The organism is Actinophytocola sp. (assembly GCF_050699915.1).
Lineage (GTDB): Bacteria > Actinomycetota > Actinomycetes > Mycobacteriales > Pseudonocardiaceae > Actinophytocola.
Genome location: NZ_JBOHGA010000342.1, coordinates 1 through 4,591, shown reverse-complemented (window position 1 = coordinate 4,591; position 4,591 = coordinate 1). Strand labels below are relative to the sequence as shown.

4 protein-coding genes are annotated in these 4,591 nt (G+C 70.0%); all 4 read right to left on the bottom strand.

Features of this window, described 5'->3' with window-relative positions; translation table 11 throughout:
• Nucleotides 1-237 precede the first annotated feature (237 nt).
• Nucleotides 238-942, bottom strand: a complete 705-nt coding sequence (locus ACRDSK_RS32025) for an ABC transporter ATP-binding protein (protein WP_431445147.1) — start codon at nt 940-942, stop codon at nt 238-240.
• On the bottom strand, nt 939-2,744 hold the full coding sequence (locus tag ACRDSK_RS32020) for a branched-chain amino acid ABC transporter ATP-binding protein/permease (RefSeq protein WP_431445146.1): 1,806 nt from the start codon (nt 2,742-2,744) through the stop codon (nt 939-941). Before ACRDSK_RS32020 ends, ACRDSK_RS32025 begins: the two co-directional genes overlap by 4 nt.
• The gene (locus ACRDSK_RS32015) at nt 2,741-3,601 is read right to left on the bottom strand and encodes a branched-chain amino acid ABC transporter permease (protein ID WP_431445145.1); all 861 of its coding nucleotides are present in this window, start codon (nt 3,599-3,601) and stop codon (nt 2,741-2,743) included. Before ACRDSK_RS32015 ends, ACRDSK_RS32020 begins: the two co-directional genes overlap by 4 nt.
• Nucleotides 3,602-3,662: 61 nt before the next feature.
• Nucleotides 3,663-4,591: ABC transporter substrate-binding protein (locus ACRDSK_RS32010; protein WP_431445144.1), on the bottom strand; the 929-nt coding region annotated here is incomplete at its 5' end.

Below are 4,591 nucleotides of genomic sequence, written 5' to 3'. Positions count from 1 at the left end.
CCCGCGCCGACCCGGCAGGCCGGACGAGTTCGCGGCCCTGGTGCTGGCCGCGGTCGGCAACCCTTATCTCAACGGTGAGATCATTCGCCTCGACGCAGGTCTGCGCATGACGCGCGGATAAACCGGCAAGCCCGGCAAGCCCGTCAAGGCCGGGGCGCCGAAGCTTCCCGTCCAGCGGCCGGACCGGCCATCGCGACCGAGACCAAGGGAAGCTCCGGCGCGTCGGCAGACTTCGGGCTACGCGCCGCCGTTGAAGTACCTGGACACCAGGGCCTCACCGGAGAGGTCGGCGTCGGGCTCCAGGAAGGACAGTCCCGCCGCGGACACGGTGGCGACACGGTCGCACAGACCCAGCACGACATCGGGGCGTTGCTCGGCGACCACTATGGACAAGCCCGCGGACCGCAGCCGGACCAGTGCCTGTTTGACCTCCTGCAGCACGATCGGGGCGAGTCCCGCGGATGGCTCGTCGAGCAGCAGACACCTCGGCGAAAGCGAGAGCGCCATGGCCAACGAGAGCATCTGCAGCTCGCCGCCGGAGAGCGTGCCGGCCCGCTGCCGGCGCCGCTCGCCTAGCCGTGGAAACAGGCCGGCGGGGTTGAACGTCGACGGCGTTTTCGCCTGACCGGCGGCCAGGTCGAGGTTTTCTCGCACGGTCAGTGTCCTCAGTACGTTGGCGCGGTGCTCGCCGACGAGCACGAGCCCGTTTCGGGCGTGCGCGTACGCGGGGCTGCGGGTGACGGCCCTGTTCTGGTAGGTGATCACGCCGGCGACGGGTGGGATGACACCGGCGAGCGTCTTGAGGATGGTGCTCTTTCCCACGCCGTTCGGCCCCACCAGCGCGACGGTGTCGTTGTCCCCCAGGTCCAGGTCGATCGGACCGACGACTGCCCGCTTCCGGTACCCAGCGATCAGCTCACGCGCCTGCAGGAGCAGTGTCATACCAGCACCTCCGAGGAGCCGAGGTAGGCGGCGATGAAGGCCGGGTCAGCGAAGACCCGGTCCGGGGAGCCCTCGGCGATGACCCGACCCGCGTTGAGCGCGACCACCCGGTTTGCGACCTGTCTGATGAAGGCGGTGTCGTGGTCGACGACCACAACAGCCAACCACTCGCCGGCCAGGGCGCGGAGCAAGGCCGCGAGGCGCTGGCGTTCGGGCTGCGTGAGCCCCACTGTGGGCTCGTCGAGCAGGAGGACCTGACCCGGAACCGCCAGCGCCACGCCGATCTCGATGAGCCTGGCGGTGCCCGCTGGCAGGTCGGTGAGCGGGGACGCGAGATCGCGGCGAGCGACGCCGAGTTCCCGGGCGATTCGGGCAGCGGCGCCGTCGCGTTCCGCGCGGGGTTCGTCGCCGTGGACGTGGACTCCGAGCCGCAGATGGTCGAACCCGGTCTCGGCGGGCATGTGGCCGCCGACCTGGAATGTTCTCCGCACGCCGCGCGCGGCACGGCGATGCGCCCACGTCCGGGTCACGTCGGCGCCTGCCAGCCAGATCGCGCCCGCCGAGGCCCGGACGTGGCCGCTCATCGCGTTCAACAGCGTGGACTTGCCCGCCCCGTTCGGCCCCACCAGTGCGAGCACCTCGCCGCCGCGGACCTCGACAGAGACCTGGTCCACCGCGACCAAGCCCCCGAACGCGACGGTCACGTCCTGGCAGCGCAGCACCTGCGGCCCGGACTGATCTGGTCGAGCGGCCACCAGAGAACCACCGGGGGCGATGGCTCGCGCTGGCGGGCCCACTGCCGGTTCGGTTGGTTGTGGGTCGGCGCCGCGGCCAGCGAGCCGTCTGGCGAGCGCACGCAGACCAACCCCCGCCATGTGTAGCTGTTCGTTGAGTCCGCCGGGGTGTTTGATCAGTACGAACACCAGTGCCACGGGTGCCAGGAAGCTCACGACAGTGCCGTACTCGCCCAGGACGCCAGTCAGCACGCCCATCGCGATCGCCGCTGCCACCGGCCCGGCGATGCTGCCTCTGCCGCCGAGCAGCGCCAGTGTGAGCAACAGCAGCGAGGACGCGTCGGTGAACGCCGACGGCGCGACTCCGTGGTGCAGGATGACCCACATCGCCCCGGCGACACCGGCGCAGGCGCCCGCCGCGGTGTAGGCGGCGATCCGGTAGGCCTCCACTGGTACGCCGACCGACCGGGCGAGACCCTCGTTGGCGCGGATGGCGCGCAGTCCGAGGCCGAATCGGCCGCGGCGCAGCAGCTGAATGACGGCCGCGACGGCGATGGTGATCACTGTGAGCCAACCGACGGCTTCGATGTCGCTGTCTGGCAGCACGTCCTCAGACCGCAGCCTGAGCCCGCCGGAGCCTCCGACGAAGTCGGAGAGTCGCAGCACGAAATGGAAGACCACGGCGTTCAGGAGCAGGGTCACCACGGCGACGGCCAGCCCGCGCAGCCTCAACATCGGCACCGAGACCACGGCCCCGGCGACCGCGCCGGCAAGCGTCGCCGCCAGCACCAGCACCATCGGGCTGAACGGGGCGGGGATCAGCGTGAACGCGTGCCCGCCCACAAAGGCCCCGAGGGCGACCTGGGCGCCTTGGGCGAGCGAGATGTCACCCGTGTCGTTGGCGAGTAGGTGCAGCCCAAGAGTCGCTGTGGCATAGATGAGTCCGAGGCCGTACAGGTAGACGAGGTAGGTGTTTCCATGGGCGGCGAAAGTCCACGCCGCTGCCAGCAGGATCGTGAACGCTGCGACGGGATTGAGAAGCCAACCGGGGATGACTGTGCGAGTCATGTCACCGTCCTCAGAGCGGTGGGCGGCCGTACCAGCAACACCGTGATCGCGAAGCCGAGCAGGATCAGGTTGTTGACGCCCGCCGCGCTGAAGTAGAAGCCGACGACGCTGTTGAGCACGCCGATCAGCAGTGCGGCGGACATCGCGACGAGGAAGGAGGTGAACCCTCCCAACAGCGCCGCAACCAGGGCGCTGGTCATCACGGCGAACATGAAATGGGGGTCGAATCGCGTCAGCGGCGCGATGAGCAGCGCCGCCGCCGCGCTGACCGCGCCGCCGAGCGTCCAGGCGTGCCCGCTGACGCGTGTGACGTTCACGCCGAGGGCGGCTGCTGCGGCGCGGCTCTCGGAGACCGCTCGCAGCTGCAAGCCGAGCCTCGACCGCTGGTACAGCACTGTGCCGAGGACGACGAAGGTCAGACCCACGCACAAGGCAAGCACCTCAGCGCCGCGGACGACCAGCTCCCCGAGGTGCAGCCCGTTCCATCCGGGCAGCCATGACGGGAAGTGGTACGCCGACCCGCCCCAGACCTCCAGCGCGGCGAGGCGCAGCACAGTCGCGACGGCCAGAGTCACGACCAGTCCCGTGCCCGGGTCGCGCTCGCCCAGCGGGCCGATGACCGCGTGGTTCATCAACCACCCCAGAAGACCCCCGACGGCGAGCGCGACCGCCAAGGCAGCAATCGCGGGAACCTCGCCTGCGACGGTGAGCGAGAAGAAGACAAACGCCCCGACCATCCCCAGGTCGCCCTGGGCAAGGTTCACCACGCGGCTCGCCCGGTAGACGAACACGATCGCGCAGGCCACCAGGCCGTAGACCACGCCCGCGACGGCGCCGCTGAGCACGAGGGTGCTCACCCTTGCTCACCTCCCCCGGTATGCGGCGCCGCCGCGCGGGCGCGGCACTGGCGGTCGCTGGTCACTTGAACCGGCTCTCCGGCTCGCCGGTGACGACCCATTTGCCGTTCTCGACACGGCTCGGCAGGGCGGCTGCGCTGCCGTACCGCCGATCCGGCCCGTACCAGATCGGGGGCAGCGGGTCGATCCTGATCGGGCTCTTCTTGGTGGACTCCAGCTCGGTGAACAGCCGCTCTTGGGTCAGCTCGTCGCCCAGCCGCAGCAGGATCTGCTCGATGAGTTTCGCCCCGGCCCAGCCCGCGTACGCGATCTCGTCGGTGGCTGCGGGATCGTGGGTCTTGTGGAGCTTGGCGAGGAAGTCCTGGTAGTCCGGGGCGTCCGCGGCGGGGGCGGCGCGCAGCGCCTCGATGCCTTCCATCAGCCCGCCGGAGACGCCATTCATCAGGTCGAATGTCCACGCGCCGGCGCCGGTCCAGGTCGGCTCGTAGCCGATCGACTTGGCCGCCTTGAGCACTCCGGGGACCGCCACGCCGCCGAGCAGCACCACGAGGTCGGCGCCGGCGTCCCTGACGCGTTTGACGTTCTGCACGTACGATGTCGCGTCACGGTCGAAGCTCTCCGTCACCGCGATCTTCAGGCCGGCTTCCTTGGCTGCCTTGCCGAAGTGATCGCGCATGTCGCGCATGATGTCCTGGTTCTCCCACATCACAGCCACGGTCGCTTTCCCATCGGGGTCCAGCCGAGTCTTGATGAAGGAGGGCACCGCCTCGGCCAAGAGCTCCAGCGGCGTCGGATACAGGAACGCGACGTCGCTGTCCTGCGCCAGCGCGTACGGCAGCGCCACCGACAGGTACGGCGTGCCCCGGCGCTCGAACTCCGGCAGCGCCCCGATCGCCGGGTCCGCGCCGATGATGTTGTAGGCGAGGAAGACGTCGTCGGCCATCTGACGCGCGGCCGCCGCGCCGCCAGAGACCGTGTACTGGTCGTCGG

Bases quoted from the DNA above. Each gene is read 5' to 3' on its own strand.
- ACRDSK_RS32020 (WP_431445146.1), bottom strand. From the start codon at position 2,744: ATGACTCGCACAGTCATCCCCGGTTGGCTTCTCAATCCCGTCGCAGCG.
- ACRDSK_RS32025 (WP_431445147.1), bottom strand. From the start codon at position 942: ATGACACTGCTCCTGCAGGCGCGTGAGCTGATCGCTGGGTACCGGAAG.